Raw genomic sequence first — 22134 nt, 5'->3', positions numbered from 1 at the left:
GATCAGCATGCCTAGACAACTCGTGGTCCTCAACAATCCTCAGGCGACCGGGGCCTCCTGCGGCACGGGCGCGGTCGCGGCGGCACCGGAGCGGTCGGCGACACCCCGATGGCGCAAGCGGAAGCTGCGCATCGCTCTGGTACGCCACCACGACCTCTGTCTCAACACCCGGCAGATCAGCCAGATCCAGCGCCGGGCCGGCGTCCTGCCGCACCTCGGCCTCGGCTACATCCACACCGCGCTCAAGAGCGCGGGTTTCCACAACGTCATCCAGGTCGACACCCCGGCCCTCGGCCTGGACGGTGAGGGGCTCCGCAAGCTGCTCGCCGATTTCCAGCCCGACCTGGTCGGGATCAGCACCACCACTCCAGGGCTGCCCGGCGCGCTGGAGGCGGCCGAGGCCGCGAAGAGCACGGGCGCGAAGGTGATCCTCGGCGGACCGCACACCGAGGTGTACGCCATGGAGAACCTCTACCACGAGTCCCTCGACTACGTGGGCGTCGGCGAGGGCATCACCATCATGGTCGATCTCGCCGAGGCACTGGAGAAGGGTGACGACCCGGACGGCATCCGCGGGCTGGTCACCCGCACCTTCGACGGCGGCGCGGCCCCGATGGTGAACCTGGAGGACGTCGGCTGGCCGGAGCGCGAGGGCCTGCCGATGGACAACTACTACTCGATCATGGCGCCGCGGCCGTTCGCCACCATGATCTCCAGCCGGGGATGCCCGTTCAAGTGCAGCTTCTGCTTCAAGCAGGCGGTCGACAAGAAGTCGATGTACCGCAGCCCGGAGGACGTCGTCGGGGAGATGACGCTGCTCCGCGACCGGTACGGCGTTCGCGAGATCATGTTCTACGACGACGTGTTCACACTCCACCGCGGCCGGGTCTACGAGATCTGCGAGCTGATCAGGTCGACCGGGCTCAAGGTCCGCTGGGAGGCGCCGACCCGCGTCGACCTGGTGCCGGACAAACTCCTCGCCGCCATGGCCGGCGCCGGTTGCAAGCGGCTCCGGTTCGGCATCGAGCACGGTGACAGCGAGATCCTGCAGCGGATGAACAAGGAGAGCAACGTCGGCAAGATCGAGAAGGCGGTGACCTCCGCCTTCGACGCCGGGATCAAGGGTTTCGGCTACTTCATCGTGGGCTGGCTCGGCGAGACGAGGCAGCAGCTGCAGTCCACCGTGGACCTCGCGTGCCGGCTTCCGTTGGACTACGCGAGCTTCTACACCGCGACCCCGCTGCCCGGGACACAGCTGCACAAGGAGTGCGTCGCCGAGGGGGCCATCCCGGCCGACTACTGGGACCGGTTCGTGAAGGGTGAGTTCAACGTCCGGCTCAACCACCTGGTGCCGGACGCCGAGGCGCGGGCACGGTACGCGTACCGCTCCTTCTTCCTGCGCTGGCAGATGGCGAAGCCGCTGCTCGGCCACGCCGCGACCACGGGACAGTGGCGCAACACCGCGTCCGGCGTGATGAGCCTGGCCAAGTCCGACAACAACACCGACCGTGACTTCTGAGGCCGGCACGGCCCGCCGGGACCGGCGGACCACTCTGCAACGGCTGGTCGCCCGGGGGTACGAGCCGGCCCGGCCGCCCGCCGGGGCGGTCACCGTCGTCCACCGCGGGACGGTCACGACGGGAGTGCCGGACGGCCTTCCGCACGGCGGACTCGGGGTGCTGCTTCCCACGTACGTGAACCGGTGCGGCCCGGAAGAGCAGGCCGCCGCGGTGCGGCACGTCCTGGACCGGCTGGCGCCCGTGCGGGCAGCGCATCCGGCGTTGCCCCTGACAGTGTGGATCGGCATGCAGTCCGAGGACGGCGATGCGCGGGCGATCGAGCGGGTCACCACCCTGCTCGGTCACCTCCGGGTGCCGGCCGGGCTGACGGTGGCCGGCGTCGCGCTGGCCGGCCGGGGCAAGCTGATCACCACGAACGCCGTGCTGCGGGTGACCGCCGGCCTCGGCTACATCGGGTGGCTCTGGGTCGACGACGACGTCGAGCTGGCGCCGGACTGCCTGGAGCGGCTGGTCACCCGGTTCTTCGAGCGCGGCGGCACGGGTGCGGTGGGCGCCAGCGAGGTGGCGCAGGTCAGCACCACCCCGTCGGCCCGGGTGATGGACAACGTCTCGGCGCACACCGCGCCGCCCTACGATTACCCCGCTGCCGGCTGCATGCTGGTGGCTGCCGACGTGGTGGCCGGCGGCATCTCGCCGCGCTGTCTCACCGACGACGGATTCGTGCTCTTCGAGCTGCTCGAACGGGCACCCGACGGCGGCCCCGCCGACTTCGAGGTCTTCGGCGAGGCCCGCTGCGGGTTCTGCCGGATCGGCCGGGCGGGGGACACCCTGATCCGGCTGCGCCGGTCGATGTACAGCCACGTGGTCCTGATGGCCGACTATCCGGTACGGGCCGCGCACTGGTACGCCACCCGCTGTCTGTTCTACGGCCTCTGGCCGGTGGCCCCGTGGGACGGCCGGCGGGGTATCGCCCGTGGTCTGATCCGATGGCTGATCAAGGCCCTCTACCTCGCCTGGTTCTGCGTCGTGGTCGCCTCGCTGGCGTTCCGCGGCCTGGCCGGGCGGCCGCGGCGCAGCGTGAGCTGGGGCACTGACGGCGACTTCCGGACCGCCCTGGACGGCACGACGGCCGGCTCGGGAGGGGGCGCCGATGGCCGTTCGTGAGCCCGCGCTGCTCCGCGGCCTGCGCCGCGGGATCTCCCGGGGCTACCGTCCCAGCGGCACCTGGCGCCGCCCGGTGGTCTACCTCGGCGCCGACGGCACGGCCACGGCCCGTCCGCCCGCCCCGCCGGTGGCCGTGCCGGGCGCACCGAGCTTCGCCTTCGTCCTCCCCACCCATCTGCGCCGGTACGACGAGGCCGGCCACCGTTCCTGGTTCCGCGACGTGCTGGCCCAGTTCGCGGGGCCGGTGGGGACCGGTGCGCAGGTCATCGTCATGGTCGGTATGCAGTGGATGCGACCGGAGGAGGAGGCCGAGGCGATCGGGCGCCTCCGGTCGCTGGCCGCCGAGACCGCGGGGCACGATGCCGTCCACTTCATCGGTCTGTCCCTGCCCGGCCCGGGTAAACCCGCCACGCTCAACGCCGGCATCGCGGTCGCCGACGAGTACGACCTCACCGCGGTCGGCTGGGTCGACGACGACATCCGCCTGGAGCCGGGCTGTCTGGCCGCCATGATCGAGGACTTCGTCCGGGGCGGATGCCGGGGTGCGGTCGGCGGCACCAAGGTGCCGCACGCCCGCAAGTACGCGACCTCGCGCCTGTTGCACCGGCTCAAGGCGCTGACCGCGACCGCCACCAACTATCCGCACGGCTGTTGCCTGCTCGTCGAACGGGCGGTGGTCAGCGGCGGCATCCCCGATCGCTATCTCTGCGACGACGGCTACGTCTGCTTCCGGCTGCTCGACCCGGAGGCCGCGGACCCCCTGCGGCACCTGCGGCTGGTGCCCGACGCCCGGTGCCACTACGAGGTGGCCGGCCCGGCCGGGCAGACCGGCCGGCGCATCCGCCGGCTTCTGCTCAACCATGTCATCTACCTGGCCGACTGGTCCTACCCGGTGTCCCGCCACTACTTCCGGAGCATCCTCTTCTCCGGCATGTGGCCGCTCACCGATCTCGACCGCTCCGTCGGCCTGCGGCACGGCGCGGCCAAGTCCGCGATCAAGTGGATCTATTTCTGCTGGTTCGGCCGTACCGCCGCGGAGCTGTGGTTCCGCGGGCTGTTCCGCTGCCCGCTACGGCAGGTGCAGTGGGCCGAGTACGTCGCACCGGACTCGCCGGGAGCCGCCGGTTCCCCTCTGACGGAGGTGTCAGCATGAAGGTTCTCTCCCTCCACTCACTCGGCCACGACGCCGGCGTCTCCTACTTCGAGGACGGTGTCCTGCGCTTCTCGATCGAGGCGGAACGCCTCAGCCGGGTCAAGCACGACGGCCGGGTGGACGACGCCCTGGCGTACGTGTTGCGGTCCGCGGCGATCGATCCGGCCGCCATCGACCTGGTAGCGGTGAGCACGCCGTTCTCGCACGCACTGCTCGGCCTGCCCGACCTCGACGCGGCGCTCGCCTCGATCGAGGCCGGGAACCCGCACTTCCGGACGACCACGACGATGCTGGGACACCCGGTGGACTGCGTGATCGTCACCCACGAGGTCTCGCACGCCGCCCTCGCCGCGCACTACGCCGGGCACACCGAGGGGTGCGTCGTCCTGGTCAACGAGGGCCGGGGTCAGATCACCCGCAGTTCCCTGTTCCGGATCGAGCAGGGGATGCTGCGCTGGCTGGAGAAGGATCCGTTGCCCTGGTACGGCAACGGCTTCGGCTGGAGCGCGCTGGGTTACCTGTTCGGCTTCGGCAAGAGCCCCAGCGTGGCCGGCAAGGTGATGGCCCTCGGCGGTTACGGCCGGCCCCGGGACGACGTACGCGAACTGCTGCTCGGTGTCCGGGGTGACGTCATGGACGATCCGGCCGCGGCCCGTGCCGTTCAGCTCGACCTCGCCGGACGGCCGCAGTTCGCCCGGGACTTCCAGACCATGGCCGACGTCATCGCCACCTTCCAAGACCTGTTCACCGAACGGGTCTTCGAGTTGCTGAGCCGCTGGACCGGGGTGCCGGCCGGAGTGGACGTCGCCCTCGGCGGCGGGTGCGCCCTGAACATCGTCGCCAACGCCGAGCTGCGCAGCCGCCTGGGCCGGGACATCGCGATCCCACCGGCCTGCGGGGACAGCGGGCACTCGATCGGCGCGGGCGTCTACGCGATGAAGTACGTCCTGGGGCAGCACGTGGCGCCGTTCGGGGTCTACGTCAACGGCCGGCCGGAGGACACCGGCGATTCGGCGGCGGCTCTGACCGCCGCCGGCCTCACTCCGATCGCGTACGACGGGAGCGCCGCCGCCCGTACCCTGGCCACCGGTGGTGTGGTGGCCTTCCTGGAGGGCGCCGCCGAGGTCGGGCCCCGGGCGCTGGGGCACCGTTCGCTGCTCGGTGATCCGAGCGCCGACGGCATGCGCAAGCGCCTCAGCGAGGAGCTCAAGCGCCGTGAATGGTTCCGCCCGCTCGGCGCGGTGATCCGCGACGACACGTTCGCGGAGCTGTTCCCCGGTCAGCACCCCTCGCCGTACATGCTTTTCAACTACGACGTGCGGGAGGGGCTGTTCCCGGAGGCCCGGCACGTCGACGGCACCAGCCGGTTGCAGACGCTCACCGCCGCCGACCACCCCCGCCTGTACGACCTGCTCGGCGAGTTCCATCAGATGAGCGGCGTCGGTGCGTTGATCAATACGTCGCTCAACGGGCCGGGCAAGGCGATCGCCCAGTCCAGCCAGGACATGATCGACGATTTCGGCGGCCAGGACGTCGACCTGTTCGTGAGTGGTGACGTGATGGCGTACCGGGCGCGTGCGCGGTGAGTGTCCCCGCCGCCTACCGGGTCCCCGCCGGCGTGCCGGCCGACCTGGCCGCGGAACTCGACGACAGCCACCGCTACGTGAGTGGCGTCCTGATGGAGACCATGCGGGAGTTCCAGGCCTCCCCGGAGCTGGTCCGGTACGTCGGTGATCTCCGCCTCTACCTGCGGGCCGCGAGCCTGCTGACCATGTGGCTGCCCGGGCACCGCCTCCGCCGGGAGGTCGCCGTCGAGGTCGGCATGCACATCGCGGCGATGAAGCTCTTCGACGACCTCCTCGACGACGACAGCGGTTTCGACCGTTTCGAGCTGGGCCTCTGCCTGCTGCTGGAGCAACGCGCGGTGTCCCGGCTCGCCGCACGGTCCGGTGACCCGGCCGCCGTGCTCGCCGTCCTGGAGTCCAACTTCGTCACTGTCGGCCTGGGACAGCTCAGGACCAAACGTGAGCCGGCCGCCGGCCTGGCGAGCTGGCGCACCCACGCCGAGACCTACGGCGGCTGCTTCCTCAGCCTCTACGGCACCCTCGCCGCGCTGGCCGGCCGGACCCCGGCCGCGTCTGCCGCCGCGACCGACTTCGGCTGGGGCTTCGGCATGATCGTCACGATCGCGGACGACCTGCGCGACTACGAGAGGCACGGGGAACGGGCCGGTAACCTCGGCCATCTCCTGCGCACCGGCCGGGTGACCGAGGCCGAGCTACGCGCGCTGGTCGAGGAGGCCCGGGAACGCGCCACCCCGCCCGCCGGGCTCTGGTGCGCCCACGACGTCCGCCCGATGATCGACCGGTACGCCGACGACGTGCTGGACCGTTGCCTGCCGGTGCTGCTCGCGCTCCCGGACGACGGACCACCACCGCCCGGTGGACAGCCCTGATGTGCGGTGTAGCGGGGTGGGCGACGACTGATGATCCCGATCCGGACGTCGTCCGGTCGATGCTGGCCGCGCTGGCGCACCGTGGCCCGGACGGCGACGGCCTGCATGTGGGCGCCGGCATCGCGATGGGCATGCGGCGCCTCGCGATCGTCGACGTGGCCGGCGGCGCCCAGCCGATGGTCAGCGAGGACCGTGCCGTGGTGGCGGTGCTCAACGGCGAGATCTACAACCATGGGCGCCTCCGGGCCGAGCTGACCGCTCGGGGCCACCGCTTCGCCTCCGGCAGCGATGGCGAGTGCCTGGTCCACCTCTACGAGGAGTACGGCGACGCTCTCGTGCACCACCTGCACGGGATGTTCGCGTTCGCGATCTGGGACGCGGTGGCCGGGCGGCTCCTGCTCGGCCGGGACCGGGTCGGCAAGAAGCCGCTGTTCTGGCGCCGCGTGCCGGGCGGACTGCAGTTCGCGTCGGAGCTCAAGGCGTTCGCCGCGGATCCGGCCTTCCCCCGCGAGGTGGACCCGGAGGCCGTGCACGGCTTCCTCGCCTGCCTGTACGTCCCGGGCGCCGGCACCGTCTGGCGTGATGTGCGCCGGGTGGCGCCCGGCTCGGTGCTGACCTGGGAACGCGGGCTGATCCGCGACCACCGCTACCACACGCTCGGTGTCGCGCGGCCGTCACCGGTCGGCTTCGACGAGGCGGCCGCGGAGCTGCGGACCCGGTTGCTGACCGCGGTCCGGATGCGGCTGACCGGAGAACGGCCGATCGGGTTGCTGCTCTCCGGTGGCGTCGACTCCTCCGCGGTCCTCGCCGCGGCCGTCCGCTCCGGGCACGGCCCGCTGCCCACCTTCACGATCGGCTTCGACGACGCCGCCACCGATGAGCGGCGTTTCGCCCGGGCGGTGGCCGGCCGGTACGGCACCGACCACCACGAGTGGGTGCTGGGAACCGATGTCCTGCCCCTGTTGGAGGACCTCGGCGCGCAGTTCGACGAACCGTTCGCCGACTCGTCCGCGATCGCCACCTTCTATCTGGCCCGGATGGCGAGCCGGCACGTGACGGTGGTGCTCAACGGCGACGGCGGTGACGAGTGCTTCGGCGGGTACGACAGGTACGCCCTGATGGCGGCCGGCGCCCGGCTCCGGCTGCCGGCTCCGGTCGGCGCCCTGGCGGTCCGGGCCGGCGCCGCGATGGGACTGTCCACCCGCGGCGCCCGGGTCCGGCGTGCCGGACGGTTCCTGGAGCTGGCCGGCCGTGACCCGGCCGACCGGTACGCCGCCCTGATGTCGGCGTTCGAGCCGTTCCGGCTGGCCGGTCTCTACACGCCGGAGTTCGCTCGCCGGGTCGGCGCCCTGGACCCGATGCGGCATCTGCGGACCGCTTGGACGGAGGCCGCCGACCGTCCGCTGATCGACCGGATGCTCACCGTCGACCAGCGCACCTACCTCGCCGGTGATCTGTTGCCCAAGATGGACCTGGCCACCATGGCGCACGGCGTGGAGGCCCGGTCGCCGTTGCTGGACCAGGATCTGATGGCCTGGGCGGACGGCCTCCCGGCGTCTTACAAGGTCGCCGACGGGGTGGGGAAACGCCTGCTCAAGCATGCGGTGCGGGACTGGCTGCCGGAGGGGGCCGCCGAGCGCCCGAAGGCCGGCTTCGGCATCCCGATGGACGACTGGCTCCGCGGCCCGCTGCGCCCGCTGGCCTGGGACCTGCTCACCGACGCGACGGCCCGCCGGCGTGGAGTGTTCCGCCCGGACGCGGTTCGCCGCCTCCTCGGCGAACTCGACGCCGGGCAGCGCCACGGCCGCCGGGTGTGGGCCATGGTCCAGCTGGAGTCCTGGTACCGCCGGCACGCCGACCGTCCGCGCCCACCGGCCGGGCTCGGGACCGGTGCTTACGGAATCGAGGAGGAACGCCCGTGCTGACCGTGATCGTCCCGCATTTCCGCAGTGCCGCCTATCTCCCCGCCGCGGTACGGTCGGTGCTCACCCAGTCGTTCCGCGACCTGCGGCTGATCGTGGTGGACGACTGTTCCCCGGAGGACGACTGGCTCGGCGCGCTGGCGCCGTTCCGCGGCGATCCCCGGCTCACCGTGCTGCGGACCAGCCGCAACGTCGGCCACCTCCGGATCAAGAACGCCGTGCTGCCCCGGGTGACGAGCCCGTACATCGGCTTCCAGGACGCCGATGACGAGAGCGAGCCGGACCGGTTCCTGGTTCAGGTGGCGATGCTCGAGCGTGGCCGTGCCGACCTGGTGGGCTGTGGTTACACGCAGATCGACGAGGAGGGCCGGGAACAGGGGATCCGGCGGTTCCCACGGCACGGCAACCTCTGGGTACGGATGGGCCGCTCCACCGTGGTGCACCACCCGACGACCGTGGTGCGCCGCTCGGTGTTCGACCGGCTGGGCGGGTTCGACGGCACGGCGGTGTTCGGTGCGGACACCGACTTCCAGCTCCGCCTGGCCCGGCTTTACCGGATTCGCAGCACCCGCCGGCTGCTGTACCGCTACCGGGTGTGGCCGCAGGGGCTGACGTCGGCGTCGGAAACCGGTTTCGGCTCGCCGGCCCGGCGTGAGTACACGGCCCGGATGCTCGCCATGGAGGAGCGCCGCAAACGTGCCCGGAGCCGCTCCGAACTGCTCGACCTGCTGGTGGCACCGGCCAACGACGTGGCGTTCGATCTCGAGGCCGTCTGATGGGGACACCCGCCGTGGACGTGGTCGTGTCATCGCGCGGCGGCTGGCGCCCGGTCGTCACGGCGCTGCGTGCCCAGACCCGTGCCCCCGGCCGGATCATCGTGGAGTCCGCCGCCGGGCCGGACGGGTTGCCGGAGGACGTCGTCGCGGCGCGGCCCGGCCGGGGGATCGCCGCCGCCGGTGCCGAGTTCGTGGCGTTCCTCGACGACCTCGACCGGCCCGGCCCGGGGTGGCTCGAGGCCGTCGCCGCGGCGGCCGGGACGGCGCCGGGGGAGGGGCCGGACGTCATCGGCTGGGGCGTGCTGACGGTACGGGCCGATGGGATCGTCGAGCGGGTCGATCTGCCACCGGTCACCGCACCGGCCGGCAGACGGCCGCGACCCGGCACCGCGGTACGCCGTGCCGCGCTGACCGACGGCCGGCTCGCCCGGGATGCCGGCGCCACCGGCATAGCCCGTCTGCTGGTGACTCGCCGGCCGGCTGGTTCCGTTCCGGCATCGGCGGAGACGGGCGATCCGCTCCTGGTCAGCGTGGTGCTGCCGGTTCGCGACGCCGCCTCGACCCTCGGCGAGCAACTCGCCGCCCTGGCCGCCCAGGATTACGCCGGACGGTGGGAACTGGTCGTGGTCGACAACGGATCCACCGACCGGAGCATGGCGGTCGTCGAGGAACGGCGCCGGTCGCTGCCGGCGCTGCGTACCATCGCCGCGCCCGGCGCCCGCAGCGCGGGAGTCGCGCGCAATGCCGGTGTCCGTGCCTGCGCCGGCGCTCTGGTGCTGTTCTGTGACGCGGACGACGTCGCCGATCCCGGCTGGATCTCGGCGATGGTCGCGGCCCTGGCCGAGGCCGACATGGCCGGCGGCAGGGTGGAGTGCGCCGTGCTCAATCCCGGCCTCGCCGGTGAGGAGCCGGCCCAGTTGCCGGACCAGGGCGAGGCGCTCCCCTTCGCCCGCAGCGCGAACTGCGGGATCCGCCGGTCGGTCCTGACCGCGGTGGGCGGCTGGGCCGAGACCTTCGCCGGCGGGGCCGGCGAGGACGTCGACCTGTCCTGGCGGGTGCAGCTCGCCGGCTACCGGCTGGTCTACGCACCGGCCGCCCGGATGGGCTACCGCCTGCGGGCCGACCTGCCCGGCTTGGCCCGGCAGAAGTGGGCCTACGGCTTGACCGGTGCGCTGCTCTACCGCACCTTCCGCAACGCCGGTTACCGGCGTCGTCCGTGGCGAGCGGTGCTGCTGAGCTGGCTCTGGATGATCCGGCATCTGCCCGATCTGGCACGCCGGGGTATGCCGCGGCGTCGCTGGATCCGGTACGCGGCGCGGCTGGCCGGTTTCGCGGCGGGCAGCCTGCGGCACCGCGCGGCCTACTTCTGACCAGCGGCCACCGGTCCGCGACATACGAGGAGGAACGGAATGACCAGTACGAACGAAGCTGTCGCCACGGACCCGTTGGTGCTCAGCCAGGACGTCGCCCGGCGGGAGGTGGACGACGTCTTCGTCCGCTTCCTGGAGGGAGCCCGACGTACCTGCGACGACGAGGGCTGGCGGTACGGTCTGGACACGGTGGAGGAGTTTCTGCTCGGCTCCGGCAAACGGGTCCGGCCGACCTTCTGCCACCTGGGCTGGCGCAGCGCCGAGGGCGGCTCCGACGCGGGCATCGTCGCGGTGGCGGCCGCTCTGGAGATGTTCCACGCATTCGCGTTGATCCATGACGACGTGATGGACCGCAGCGACACCCGCCGGGGCCGGCCCACGGTGCACGTGAGTCTGGCCGGGCAGCACGATCGCCTCGGCTGGCGGGGCGACGCGGCCCAGTTCGGCCGCAGCGCCGCGATCCTCTGGGGCGACCTCTGTCTCACCTGGGCCGACCAGCTCTTCCACAGCGCAGGACTGCCGGCGGAACGGATGCAGCCGGCCTTCGAGACCTTCCGCGCGATGCGGTCCGAGGTGCTGCTCGGGCAGTACCTCGACATCCGTGGCGAGGCCGTGGTCGCCGAACCGGCCGCCTGTTACCGGATCCTTCTGTTGAAGAGCGCTCGCTACACGGTGGAACGGCCGTTGCAGATCGGCGCGAGGTTGGCCGGCGCCGATGAGAGGATCCTCGGCATCCTGTCCCGGTACGGTGTCGCACTCGGTGTCGCGTTCCAGCTCCGGGACGACGTCCTGGGTGTCTTCGGCGACGACGGGGAGACCGGCAAGTCGGCGATGACCGACCTGCGGGACGGCAAGTCGACGGTGCTGATGGCGATGACCCGGCAGGCTGCCTCGGCCCCGCAGCTCGAGGTGCTCGACCGCTGGCACGGCAACCCGGATCTGGACGATGCGGGTGCGGCCGAACTGCGTCAGGTGATCGTGGACACCGGCAGCCTGCGCGAGGTGGAGCGGGTGATCGACGAGCGTACCGAGGAGTCGGTGGCGGCCCTGGCCGACGCCGGCCTGCCTGCCGACGCGGGCCAGGCGCTCACCACGATGGCCTGGACGTTGGGGCACCGGACCCGATGACCGCTGTGCCGCACGCGGCCCCGGGTGGTGTGGTCAGCGGGTGCCCGCGGGGACCGGCTGGGTCAGCACGTGGATGTGCTTGCGGCGGCGCAGCCGGATCGCGGTCACCACGGCGGCGAACAGGATCAGGCCGGCGGTCACGCCGAGTCCGTGCTGGAGACCGCGTTGCAGGTAGTCGTCGCCCACGGGGTCGACGATGTAGGTCCCGATCTCGCGGGACGACCAGAAGGGCAGGTACTTCGCCGAGTCCTTCGCCGGGTCGATCGCCATCTGGACGCCGACGAAGGCGATCAGCACCAGGGTGCCCTCCAGGTCACGCGGCACCAGCGCGCCGATCAGCATGCCGAGCGGCACCGCGATCGCCGCGGTGAGGGCCAGCATGACGGCCAGCGCGCCGGGGCGCTGGATGTCCTGGTCGAAGTAGATGAGCAGGAAGTACGCAGCGGCGATCGTCCAGGAGATCAGGAGCAGCGCGACCAGCCGGCCCACCAGCAGGGTCACCCAGGAGTAACCGACCAGCCGCAGCCGTGGCTCGACGGATTTGGCCGAGTTGCTGGAGAAGAGGCCGGCGGTGCTGGCGCCCCAGCCCAGGCCCAGGCTGGCGAACCGGATGGCCTGGCCGGTCTGGTCGTGGCGGGCCGCATAGAAACCGAGCGGCAACAGGAAGAGCAGGCCCAGCACGGTCCGGCGGCGGGCCAGATCACGCAGCACCATCTCGGCGACGGTGAACATCTTGGTCATCGGTTCCGCTCGTTTCCGGTCGGAGTGAGGTCCAGGACCTGGTCGACCTTGTCCATGGCGTTGAGCATGTGGGTGATGACGACGATCGTGTGCCCGGAGTCGCGTAGCCGCCAGATGACTTCCCAGAAGTCGGTGTAGGTGCCACGGTCGAATCCCTGATAGGGCTCGTCGAGCAGCAGGATGTCATGACCACCGAGAGTCGACAGGATGACGTTGAGTTTCTGCCGGGTGCCGCCGGAGAGGTGGCGGCTCTGCACCTTGGGGTCCGGCGACCAGCCGAGCAGGGCGGCCATCTCGTTGCCCCGGGCCAGGGCGACGCCGCGTTTGAGCCCGTCGCCGCGGCCGAAGAGGACGAAGTGTTCGCTGGGCCGCAGGAAGTCGAAGGTGCCGCCGACCTGCGGACAGTAACCGACGGACCCGTTCACCTCGACCTGGCCGCTGGTGGGGGAGATCAGGCCGGCGCAGATGTTGAGGAAGGTCGACTTGCCCGCGCCGTTGGAGCCGATCACGGCCGCCACCTCGCCGGCACGGACCTCGAAATTCACGTTCGACAGCACCTGGCGGCGGCCGAACTTCTTGGAGATTCCGGTGGCGCGCAGCCGCACCGGGCGCGGGGGCGACATCATGTGGCCGCCGGCCTGCGGTCGCCGGTCCGGCGCCTCACCGGAGTGTTCGCTCGTCCACATTGCTGACTCAGGGCTCCCTTCGCTGCGGGGGCAGCATGTTCCGGCGGTCTGGTGACAGCACCGGTTCCGGGTGTGGCTCGGTCGTAAGCAGAAACACACATTCTACATTTACCGGTCAATAGCGAAGAATTCCTGACCGAGGGCGCCGCAGGGCCCCTCGGCGTCCCCGAAGGTCAGGAAGGCCCGTTCCGAACCTGCCTCCGCCACCTCGGCGGCGAGTGCGGGGGACATCAGGAAGTGGCGATCCCGGCCGCGGGGCCGGAACCCTCGCTGTCGTAACGGCTCACTCCAGCGTGCGTCGATGAACGAGGCGAGGACCACCGACGCGCCGGCCCGGACGAGCCAGGCGTGCGCCGCGGACAGGACGGCCCCGGCGTCCGAGGGGGCGGCGAATGCATCCCAGAGAACGCCGACCCGCAGCGACCGGAACCGCGGATGCCGGCGGAAGCGGCGGATCCCGGTGACCACCCAGCCGGCCACCTCGCCGTCCCGGCGCACCACCAGGCGGTGGTAACCGTGATCACCGGGCGGGTAGACCGCGCGCATGGTGGCGGCGTCCCGGCCGGCCACGAACGAGTATTCCCGCGCGTTCCGGGTCCACAGGGTGTCGGTCCAGTCGCCGAAGTCCGGTTCGACGCTGGTCCGGACGCCGGCCGGTGCGAGCCGTCGGGGGCTCAGCGCGGGCGGGCCCCACCAGACCATGGTCGGTCCGGCCGTCGAGCGCCAGCGGAACATGCCGAACAGGTCGAGCATCTCCGGTCGCGACTCCAGCCCCCAGCCGTACAGCCGGGGCTGACGGCGCATCATGTCCTTGATGATCGAGAACGAGGTGCGGGCATGCCGGCTGTCGGCAGCGCCCTCCGAGTAGGGGCCCTGCACCGAACCGACGGACCGCTCCGCGCCGCCGACGAGGACCCGCTCGTGGCGCAGGACGTATCCGCCGTGCGCCTCGCCGTCCGCACCGAGCGCCACGAACAGTTCCCGGTGCGTCGGGCTGCCCGGCGCCGGCGCGAGCCAGTCCGGCACCGGATCCTCGAAGAAACCGGTCGCCCCGGCCGCGGTCATCCGGGCGTTGAAGGCCCGCACCAGGGGCCGCCACCGCTCCTCGTGGGTCACCACCCGGATGGTCAAGACGTCCCGTTCTCCGCCTCGACCCGGACGTGCAGCAGGTGCAACGTGTAGGGGACGCCGGCGGGGGTCGCGAGGCCGCCGATCGCGGAGCGGATCTCGGCCTCGGCGTCCGCGCGGTCCTCGCCGCCGGCCGCCAGCATCTGCCCCTCGATCCGGACCCACCAGGCCATGTGCCCGTCCACGGTGTCGTAGCGGGTGTCGTACCACTCGCTGACGGTGACACGCCGGTCCGGCATCGCCGCGGTGAAGACGGCGGCCGCCTCCTCCCGGGTGAGCTGGCGGCGCAGCCCGGCCGCGGCGAACACCCGTGCCGGACCGAACCGGCGCAGGAAGACCGGGGTGGTGGCCTTGATGAACTCGCGCCCACTGAACCGTCCGATGAAGAACAGGTCGGCGTGGCCGTCCGGGGACAGCACCCGGCCGATCTCGGCGGCGCCGGCCGCCGGGTCGGTGACCCAGTGGAACGCCATCAGGCTGTAGAGGTAGTCGACCGACGCGGCCGGCAGCGGCAGCGCTTCGAAGCGGCCGTCGACGATCTCCACCGCGGACAGGTCGCGGGTGCGTTCGGCGGCGATGGACCGCAGGCCCGCAGCCGGTTCCACCCCGATCAGCCGGGTCTGCGGGGCGGCCCGGCCGAGCATCTCGCGCAGCGCCGCGCCGTCGCCGGAGCCGATGTCGGCGATCGTCCGGTCACGCGGGCGCGGGCCGAGCCGGGCCCAGAGCTCCCGGGTCGCCAGCCCCCAGCACGATGCCTGATTGTCGGCGCCGGCATAGTCGTGAGCTCGTCGTGAGTAGGTGTCGATGATCGGATCAGCGGGCATCGGCCGGCTCCGCGGCGGCGTAGACCCGGCACAGTCGGGCCACGGTGGCCAGGTCGTCGACGTCCAGGTCGACCAGATCGACGGTACGTCCGGACGACTCGGACAGGAACGTCATCAGATGGATGAATCCCAGCGAGTCGAGGACACCGAACTCCAGCAGGTCGGTGTCGGCGCGGACCGGCACGTCGGCGGTCTCCCGGTCGACGCGGTGCTCGTTCACCCACCGCAGGGCGTCCGCGGTGAGGCTGTCAGCTGAGAACGACGTCATGTCGGCCCTTCTCGAGGAGTGCGGCAGCCGCCTTGCGGTCCAGCTTGCCGTTCGGGTTGCGGGGGATCTCGTCGAGGACGGCCACCCGGCGCGGGACCATGTAGCGGGGCAGCGTCCGGGCGCAGGCCTCGAGGATCGCGTCCGGGCCGCGACCGGCGCCGCGGGTGACCACGGCGATCAGATAGCGCGGCGCGGTGGCGTCCGGCCAGGGCACGGTCAGCGCGTCCGCCGAGTCGCAGGCCGTCCGCAGGACGTGGTCGGCCTCGAGCAGCTCGACCCGGAACCCGCCGATCTTGATCTGGTCGTCGACCCGGCCGTGGAAGCGCAGCGCGCCGTGGGTGTCCCGGTGGACCAGATCGCCGGTGCGGAACCAGTGGCCGTCCGCCCGGGTCACGAAACGGTCCGCAGTGCGCCCGGGGTCGGCCCAGTAGCCGCTGGTGACCTGGGACCCGGACAACCACAGCTCGCCGGTGTCGCCGGGTGCAACGGCCTCGCCGTCAGCCGTCACGATCGTGCTCTGCCCGGGGAAGGGCCACCCGATCGGCAGGACACCGTTGCCGTCGTCGTCGCGCCACGACTCCGCCGGCGGCTGGTAGCCGGTGATGGCGATCGTCGCCTCGGTCGGGCCGTAGAGATTGTCCAGCGTGGCGGACGGCGCCGCGGCCTGCCACGTGGCGGCCACCCGGCTGATCAGCGGTTCGCCGCAGAACAGGCTCCAGCGCAGCGACGGCAGGACGCCCGGGCCCAGCACACCCAGACCGCCCGCCCGGGCGGCGGCGGAGGGGACGCTGAACCACGTGGTGAGCCGGTGCCGGCGGATGAAGGCGGCCGGTTGCAGCAGCGCCCGGGCGGAGAGCGGGTGCAGGCAGGCGCCGGACTGCCAGGTGGCGAACATGTCGTGCACGCTCAGGTCGAACGTCAGCTCGAAGGTCTGCGAGGCGCGGTCGCCCGGCCCGAGATCGTGCCGGCCGGCCACGGCGTCGAGGTAGGCCGCCACGTTCCCCGGGCTGACCGGCACCCCGCTGGGTGTGCCGGTGGTGCCGGAGGTGAACAGCAGGTAGGCGGGGCCGGGCAGGTCGGCCGGATCGTGCCGTGTGGGCACGCCGTCGACCGGGTCGGCCCGGACCACATGGTGCCGGGAGGTCACGTCCACCCCGGGGTCGCCGCCGCCGAGCAGCACGATGGTGATCGGATGGGGGAGGGCGGCGGTCAGCCGGCCCAGTCCGGCGACGGCCGGCTCGTCCACGATCAGGGTGTCGGCGCCCGACGCGAGCAACATCGCCGCGTTGCGCCCGGCGGGGTAGTCCGGGTTCAGGGGGACATAGGCCCGGCCTGCCCACATCGTGGCGAGGAGCGCCGCGTAACCGGTCGCGTTCCGGGCCACCAGGACCGCGCCGAGCGCCGGCGCCGGCCCCGCGGCGGGCAGGGCCGCGGCGATGCGGCGGGTGCGGGCCAGGAGAGCGGAGTAGCTGACCGCGCGGTCGTCGTGGACGGCCGGATGATCGGGAAAGCGGCGGACACTGGTGAGCACCCGCTCCAGCGGCGAGATCATGGAGCCGGGGCGTGGGCGTCGGGCATGGACCGGATGGTACTCCACTGTGGAATATCTTGTCCGACCCGGAATTAGTACAATTTTCCATTGCCCGTAATCAAAGCCTCCGGTATTGCCGGACGTTCCGAAACCCGGATCTTGCGGCCGCTGATGTGCCTGATTACAGTGGATTCCCGGGCGGGTGGCGCAGGAAGCGCAGGCCCGGAATTCGCGTGGCTCGCTCTCGTGCCCGATCAGGGCCCGGTCTCCACCCCGCCGTCACGGCGGTTTCCATCCGCAATTCGACGGGGCATCGGGGGGCACCGTTGCGCGACAAGATCATGCATCCGCCGGGGCGGGCGGACGTCCGTGCCGATCCACCGGAGCCGCTCCGGCGGCGCGGCGATGCCGCCGGGTGGGAGAGCAGCCAGACCATGGCACATGATCCGCCCGGCTCGCGAATGTCTTTCGACCTGGCGGTGGTCGGCCTGGGCTATGTCGGAATGCCACTCGCCCGAGAGGCGGCGACCCGCGGGTTGCGTGTTCTCGGGGTGGATTCCGATAGCGAGCGGGTGGCGTCACTTAATGCCGGTTTCTCACCTGTCGGCGACCTGTCGGACGGCGAGTTGAGAGCGATGCTCGACGGCGGATTCCGCGTGGTCGCCGACCCGGCGGAACTGGCGTTCAGCGACACTATTGTGGTATGCGTGCCCACGCCATTGGCGGAGGCTTACCAGCCCGATCTCACCGCCGTCGTCCAGGCGATCACCGATATCGCGGAGAACCTGACGCCGGGCACTCTGGTCGTCCTGGAGTCCACCACCTGGCCGGGCACCACCGACTCCGTCGTCCGCCCGCTCCTGGAGCGTTCCGGTCTGACCGCCGGAGTGGATTTCCACCTCGCCTACTCGCCGGAACGGATCGACCCGGGAAACGGTGAGTTCGGGCTGGCCAACACGCCGAAGGTGGTCGGCGGCCTGACACCGGCCTGTCGTGACCGGGCGGTCGCCTTCTACGGGAAGATCGTTCCCCGGGTGGCGCCGACCCGCGGGCTCCGCGAGGCGGAGATGGCCAAACTGATCGAGAACACGTATCGCGCCGTCAACATCGCGCTGGTCAACGAGATGGCCACGTTCTGCGCCGACCTCGGCGTCGACATCTGGGACTCCATCGAGGCGGCCGGCACCAAGCCGTTCGGGTTTCAGAAGTTCCTGCCCGGCCCCGGCGTCGGCGGCCACTGCATCCCCGTCGACCCGTCCTACCTGTCCCACGCCGTCCGCCGGCACGGCTATCCGTTCCGGATGGCCGAACTGGCCCAGGAGATCAACGACGCGATGCCGTCCTGGGTGCTCACCCGGATCCAGCACACGCTCAACCAGGCCGGCAAACCGGTCAACGGCTCGCAGATCCTGCTGCTCGGCATCACCTACAAGTCCGACGTCGCCGACGCGCGGGGGACTCCCGCGCTGCCACTGGCCCGCTCGCTGCGTCGGCTGGGGGCCCGGATCAGGTACGGCGATCCGTTCGTCCGGCACTGGTCCGTGGACCAGCACCTGATCCCCGGTGAGCAGGTGCTCGACAGCGCGGTCGCCGAGGCCGACCTGGTCGTCCTGTTGCAGAGTCACAGCGCCTTCGATCTGGAGATGATCGGCCGTGAGGCCCGCCTGGTGCTGGACACGCGTGGCGTGCTGCAGCGCCGGGGAAACGTCGTACGGCTCTAGGTGAGAGGACCACATGGCGAAGGCACTGGTCACCGGCGGTGCGGGCTTCATCGGCTCGCACCTGTGCGACCACCTCGTCGCCCTCGGGCACGAGGTGCTGATCCTGGACGATCTGTCGACCGGGTCCGCGGCGAACATCGCCCATCTGCGGTCGTCACCGGCGATGCGGTTCGTCCAGGGATCGATCATGGACAAGGCGCTGGTGGACGAGCTCGTGGCCGAGGCCGGACTGGTGTTCCACCTGGCTGCCGCGGTCGGAGTGCACACCATCGTCGACAAGCCGCTGGCATCGCTGCACGTCAACCTTTACGGCACGGAGAACGTGGTGGAGGCCGCGGCCCGGCACGGCGTCCCGTACGCCATCGCCTCCACCAGCGAGATCTACGGCAAGAACGACGCCGAGCTGCTGGACGAGGACGCCGACCGGATCCTCGGGTCTCCGCTGAAGAGCCGGTGGTCGTATGCCGCGGCGAAGGGGCTCGACGAACTGGTGGCCATGGAGCACAGCCGGGCGAGCGGTGTGCCCTGCGTGATCTTCCGGCTGTTCAACGTGGTGGGCTCTCGTCAGACCGGGCGATACGGCATGGTCGTCCCCCGGTTCGTCGGCCAGGCGCTCAACGGTGAGCCGATCACCGTCCACGGCACCGGCCGGCAGCGCCGCTGCTTCGGCTCGGTGCACGACGTGGTCCCGGCGATGGCGGCGCTGATGGCGGAGCCGGAGGCGCATGGCCGCGCGGTCAACCTGGGCGGCCGGGAGGAGGCGTCGATCGCCGAGTTGGCCGACCGGGTGCGGGAGCTCACCGGCTCCGCCAGCGATGTCCGGTTTGTGCCCTACCGGGAGGCCTATGGCCCCGGATTCGAGGACATGGAACGCCGCATGCCGGATCTGACCCTGGCCGGCCGGCTGATCGGCTACGCCCCGCAGTACCGGCTGGACGACATCATCAAAACGGTCATCGACGAGCGGGCTTCCTGAGCGACACCTTTGGGAGTGCCGGAAGTTAGCCCAACGTGGCTGAAATCCCCAAAAACGGTAAGTCGGTGCTGCGCCGTACCCTGATCGTCGGACTGGCGACGTTCCTGGTGGCCCTCGGCGGGGCCGCGTTCGCCGAGATCGTCACGACCGACCCGGTCACCTCCCCGTCCTTCAACGGCTCGGTGTACGCGGTCGCGTACCGCGGCGACACCGTCTACGTCGGCGGCAACTTCACCAGTGCCGTCGTCGCGGGCCGTACCGTGCCGCGGGCCCGGCTCGCCGCGTTCAACTCGCGGACCGGTGACCTGCTCGACTGGCAGCCGGCCGCCGACGCCAACGTGCGGGCGCTGGCGATCGCCGGCGAGACCGTGTACGCGGCCGGCGACTTCGACCGGGTCAACGGCGTACCCCGGGATGCGGTGGCCGGGATCGGGGCGTCCGACGGGGTGCTCACCCCGATGCGCCACACCGTGCTCGGCCAGCCCAACGCGCTCGCCGCCGGTGCGGGACGGCTCTACCTGGGCGGCCGGATCACCGCCGTCGACGGGGTGCCGCGCGCGAACCTGGCCGCGTTCAGCCTGGCCACCGGGGCCCTCGACCCGTGGGCGCCGACCACCGACGACACCGTGCACGCCCTGTCGGTGACCACCGACCGGGTCTACCTCGGCGGCAGTTTCCACCGGACCAACAACGTGCGGAACACGCTGCGCCTCAGCGCCGTCGACCCGGCCACCGGCGTGCTGGACCGCGGCTTCGTGGCCAAACCGGTCTCCCAGGTGTTCGCCGTGCACGCCCACCCGGACGGCGTGTACGCGGCACTGGGCGGCCAGGGCGGACGGGCCGTGTCGTACACCCGCTCCGGCGAGACCCGCTGGACCCGGGTGTTCGACGGCGACGCGCAGGCGATCACCGAACTCGACGACGTCGTCTACGTCGGCGGCCACTTCGACAAGGCCTGCACCACCTCGAACAACGGGGCGCGCGGCATCTGCACGGACGGCTCGGTGCCCCGCGGCAAACTCGCCGCCGTGGACCGGGAGGGCAACCTGCTCGACTGGGCGCCGCAGGCGAACGGGGTGGCCGGCACCCGGCAGCTGGCGTCCAGCACACCGCTCGGCGCGATCAGTGCGGTCGGTGACTTCACCGTGATCGGCGGCGCGACCCGGAAACGGTACGCGGAGTTCTACAGCACCCAGATCCGCCAGGAGTCGGCGGTCGCGGACGGGCCGGACTATGTGGCGTCGTACAACTTCGACACCACGATCGCGGACGGGACCTTCGACGACGGCTCCGGCCACGGCCATCTGCTGCGGGCCGTGACGCGCAACGGAGGCGTACCCCATCTGGTGTCGCACGGCAACGGCCAGGCGCTGAAGTTCCCAGCGCAGTGTGCGGGAGTCTCCTGCCCGCGCCTGATCCTGCAGGCCGAGGCGACGGCCGATTTGAACCCGGGAACGCGGCCGCTGCGGTACGGCGCGGGTGTCCTGCTCTCCCCGGCGGAGACCGGACGCGGCGAGAACATCCTGCAGAAAGGCTATGCGACCGGCGGTGGCCAGTACAAGCTGCAGGTCGACGGCCTGTCCGGCAAGCCGAGCTGCGGCATGAGCGACAAGTCCGGCGGGCCGGTCCACATCGCCCGCAGCCGCACCTCGGTGAGCGACGGCCAATGGCACACGCTGGAATGCCGGCGCACCGGACCGACCCTGGCGATCGTCGTGGACGACCGTCTGGAGGCGAGCGTGCCGGTGCCGACCGGGCTGAGCGTGGAGAGCGACCAGCCGTTCACCGTGGGCGGCAAGGGCACCGGCCTGGACGGCGACCAGTTCCACGGCACCCTCGACGACCTGTGGGTGCACATCGGCTGACGGTCAGGACATGTTGTGCCGGGTGTACGCCGGCTCCCGCCACCCCAGCATCGCCTCGGTCATCCGGATCGCGTCGGTGGCGGCGCGCACGTCGTGCACCCGCATGATCCGGGCGCCGCGCAGGACGCAGAACACCACCGCGGCCAGCGTGCCGGGCATCCGCTCCTGCTGCGGGCGGTCCAGGGTCTCGCCGATGAAATCCTTGTTGCTGAGCGCGGCGAGCAACGGGAACCCGATCCCGGCGATCTCGTCCAGCCGCCGGGTGATCTCCAGCGAGTGCAGGGTGTTCTTGTTCAGGTCGTGACCCGGGTCGATGATGATCTGATCCGGGCGTACGCCGTGCTCCAGCGCCAGGGCGACGCGCTGCCGCAGGAAGGCGCCCACCTCGGCGGTCACATCGCCGTACTGCGGACGCGGATGCAGTGTCCGCGGCGCGGCGAGACTGTGACAGATCACCAGCTGCGCGTCGGTGCCGGCGACCGCCGCGGCCATCGCCGGATCCCGCAGACCGGACGTGTCGTTGACGACGCTGGCCCCGGCCGCGATCACCTCCTTGGCGACCTCCGGCCGGAACGTGTCCACCGACACCACCGCCAGGTCCCGTGCCGCCTCGACGACCGGCAGCACCCGGTCCAGTTCCTGCGCCACGGACACCTCGGGACCCGGCGCGAACGGCACCCCACCGATGTCGATCCAGTCCGCCCCGTCGGCGGCCGCCGACCGGACCGCCTCGGTGGCCCGCTCCAGCGCGAACGTGCGTCCCCGGTCGTGGAACGAGTCGGGCGTCCGGTTCACGATCGCCATCACGGCGACCCGGCGGGCGAAGTCGAAGGTCCGCCCGCCGATCACCCGCGGGGTGCTGTCTACGCTCACGCCTCGGGACCCTAACAGGCCGTTTACCCGCCC

At 71.5% G+C, this 22134-nt stretch carries 19 protein-coding genes; 12 read left to right on the top strand and 7 right to left on the bottom strand.

The genetic code is table 11. From position 1 onward, the window contains the following. The first annotated feature begins 7 nt into the window (after window positions 1-7). The 9 genes from QSK32_RS43325 to QSK32_RS43285 are packed head-to-tail and all read left to right on the top strand — an operon-like array spanning window position 8 to window position 11488. On the top strand, window positions 8-1519 hold the full coding sequence (locus QSK32_RS43325; protein WP_285475320.1) for a B12-binding domain-containing radical SAM protein: 1512 nt from the start codon (window positions 8-10) through the stop codon (window positions 1517-1519). Continuing rightward, a complete protein-coding gene (locus tag QSK32_RS43320) occupies window positions 1509-2684 on the top strand; it encodes a glycosyltransferase family protein (protein WP_285475319.1) in 1176 nt (391 codons plus the stop codon). The genes QSK32_RS43325 and QSK32_RS43320 overlap by 11 nt, the downstream gene beginning before the upstream one ends. Beyond that, on the top strand, window positions 2671-3837 hold the full coding sequence (locus QSK32_RS43315; RefSeq protein ID WP_285475318.1) for a glycosyltransferase family 2 protein: 1167 nt from the start codon (window positions 2671-2673) through the stop codon (window positions 3835-3837). The genes QSK32_RS43320 and QSK32_RS43315 overlap by 14 nt, the downstream gene beginning before the upstream one ends. Beyond that, a complete protein-coding gene (locus tag QSK32_RS43310; protein ID WP_285475317.1) occupies window positions 3834-5423 on the top strand; it encodes a carbamoyltransferase C-terminal domain-containing protein in 1590 nt (529 codons plus the stop codon). Before QSK32_RS43315 ends, QSK32_RS43310 begins: the two co-directional genes overlap by 4 nt. After that, a complete protein-coding gene (locus QSK32_RS43305) occupies window positions 5420-6292 on the top strand; it encodes a hypothetical protein (RefSeq protein WP_052720821.1) in 873 nt (290 codons plus the stop codon). Before QSK32_RS43310 ends, QSK32_RS43305 begins: the two co-directional genes overlap by 4 nt. Continuing rightward, window positions 6292-8217, top strand: a complete 1926-nt coding sequence (asnB, locus tag QSK32_RS43300) for an asparagine synthase (glutamine-hydrolyzing) (protein WP_285475316.1) — start codon at window positions 6292-6294, stop codon at window positions 8215-8217. Before QSK32_RS43305 ends, asnB begins: the two co-directional genes overlap by 1 nt. Next, window positions 8211-8990, top strand: coding sequence for a glycosyltransferase family 2 protein (locus QSK32_RS43295; protein ID WP_211275452.1), 780 nt, complete (start codon window positions 8211-8213; stop codon window positions 8988-8990). Before asnB ends, QSK32_RS43295 begins: the two co-directional genes overlap by 7 nt. Beyond that, window positions 8990-10360 carry a glycosyltransferase gene (locus QSK32_RS43290; protein ID WP_285475315.1) on the top strand — a complete coding sequence of 457 codons (1371 nt, stop codon included), beginning with the start codon at window positions 8990-8992 and terminating at the stop codon, window positions 10358-10360. The genes QSK32_RS43295 and QSK32_RS43290 overlap by 1 nt, the downstream gene beginning before the upstream one ends. Window positions 10361-10399: 39 nt before the next feature. Beyond that, complete coding sequence (locus tag QSK32_RS43285; RefSeq protein ID WP_052720824.1) at window positions 10400-11488, top strand: polyprenyl synthetase family protein; 1089 nt, start codon at window positions 10400-10402, stop codon at window positions 11486-11488. A gap of 33 nt (window positions 11489-11521) precedes the next feature. Here QSK32_RS43285 and QSK32_RS43280 read toward each other — a convergent pair whose 3' ends face one another. The 6 genes from QSK32_RS43280 to QSK32_RS43255 form a co-directional block, all read right to left on the bottom strand. Beyond that, window positions 11522-12229 (bottom strand): ABC transporter permease, encoded by a 708-nt coding sequence (locus QSK32_RS43280; RefSeq protein WP_045744810.1) that lies wholly within the window; start codon window positions 12227-12229, stop codon window positions 11522-11524. Next, on the bottom strand, window positions 12226-12915 hold the full coding sequence (locus QSK32_RS43275) for an ATP-binding cassette domain-containing protein (RefSeq protein ID WP_052720825.1): 690 nt from the start codon (window positions 12913-12915) through the stop codon (window positions 12226-12228). Before QSK32_RS43275 ends, QSK32_RS43280 begins: the two co-directional genes overlap by 4 nt. A 108-nt stretch (window positions 12916-13023) precedes the next feature. Beyond that, window positions 13024-14031 (bottom strand): hypothetical protein, encoded by a 1008-nt coding sequence (locus QSK32_RS43270; protein ID WP_285475314.1) that lies wholly within the window; start codon window positions 14029-14031, stop codon window positions 13024-13026. A gap of 11 nt (window positions 14032-14042) precedes the next feature. Then, on the bottom strand, window positions 14043-14867 hold the full coding sequence (locus QSK32_RS43265; protein WP_052720826.1) for a class I SAM-dependent methyltransferase: 825 nt from the start codon (window positions 14865-14867) through the stop codon (window positions 14043-14045). Further along, entirely contained in the window at window positions 14857-15135 is a 279-nt protein-coding gene (locus tag QSK32_RS43260; protein WP_045744812.1) for a phosphopantetheine-binding protein, read from the bottom strand. Before QSK32_RS43260 ends, QSK32_RS43265 begins: the two co-directional genes overlap by 11 nt. Beyond that, window positions 15116-16687: an AMP-binding protein gene (locus QSK32_RS43255; protein ID WP_285475313.1), complete on the bottom strand. Its 1572-nt coding sequence runs from the start codon at window positions 16685-16687 to the stop codon at window positions 15116-15118. The genes QSK32_RS43260 and QSK32_RS43255 overlap by 20 nt, the downstream gene beginning before the upstream one ends. 440 nt (window positions 16688-17127) lie before the next feature. Between QSK32_RS43255 and QSK32_RS43250 the strand changes: the two genes are divergently transcribed. From QSK32_RS43250 to QSK32_RS43240, 3 genes are all read left to right on the top strand, one after another. Next, the gene (locus QSK32_RS43250; protein ID WP_045744814.1) at window positions 17128-18387 is read left to right on the top strand and encodes a nucleotide sugar dehydrogenase; all 1260 of its coding nucleotides are present in this window, start codon (window positions 17128-17130) and stop codon (window positions 18385-18387) included. Window positions 18388-18400: 13 nt separating this feature from the next. Next, the gene (locus QSK32_RS43245; protein WP_045744815.1) at window positions 18401-19363 is read left to right on the top strand and encodes an NAD-dependent epimerase/dehydratase family protein; all 963 of its coding nucleotides are present in this window, start codon (window positions 18401-18403) and stop codon (window positions 19361-19363) included. Between the two features lie 65 nt (window positions 19364-19428). Next, window positions 19429-21228, top strand: a complete 1800-nt coding sequence (locus QSK32_RS43240) for a LamG domain-containing protein (protein ID WP_245674111.1) — start codon at window positions 19429-19431, stop codon at window positions 21226-21228. 3 nt (window positions 21229-21231) lie between these two features. Here QSK32_RS43240 and folP read toward each other — a convergent pair whose 3' ends face one another. Continuing rightward, window positions 21232-22032, bottom strand: a complete 801-nt coding sequence (folP, locus tag QSK32_RS43235) for a dihydropteroate synthase (RefSeq protein ID WP_245674112.1) — start codon at window positions 22030-22032, stop codon at window positions 21232-21234. Between the last annotated feature and the right edge of the window lie 102 nt (window positions 22033-22134).

It is taken from the genome of Actinoplanes sp. NBRC 101535 (assembly GCF_030269225.1).
In the GTDB taxonomy this organism is placed as follows: domain Bacteria; phylum Actinomycetota; class Actinomycetes; order Mycobacteriales; family Micromonosporaceae; genus Actinoplanes; species Actinoplanes rectilineatus.
Note: the sequence above shows the minus strand (reverse complement) of the source record. Positions and strands in the feature narration are given on the sequence as shown.